This window comes from Streptosporangium sp. DT93, assembly GCF_049844535.1.
Taxonomy (GTDB): domain Bacteria; phylum Actinomycetota; class Actinomycetes; order Streptosporangiales; family Streptosporangiaceae; genus Streptosporangium.
In genome coordinates this window covers 1-219 of record NZ_JBNCLF010000124.1, presented here as the reverse complement: position 1 = coordinate 219, position 219 = coordinate 1, and the positions used below count along the sequence as shown (strand labels likewise).

Annotated in this window: 1 protein-coding gene; it reads left to right on the top strand. The window is 69.4% G+C overall.

Features of this window, described 5'->3' with window-relative positions; genetic code table 11:
- Positions 1 to 21: 21 nt before the first annotated feature.
- On the top strand, positions 22 to 219 hold a 198-nt coding region (locus ACLQ2R_RS39750), incomplete at its 3' end, for a hypothetical protein (RefSeq protein ID WP_425966577.1).

The following is a 219-nucleotide window of genomic DNA, read 5'->3' as shown; positions in this document are numbered from 1 at the left end:
CATCGGCTCCATCAACGGCGAATGAAACGCACGCGACACCCGCAACACCCGACTCCGACGCCCACCACCCACACCCTCCACCCCAACACCAGCACCATCCACCCCAGCACCAACCGCCCCAACACCATCCCCATCCGCCCCGTCCAGGCCCTGCAGGCCCTCCACCACCCCACCCACCCCCCCCGCCTCACCCGACACCACCACCGACCGCCCACCATT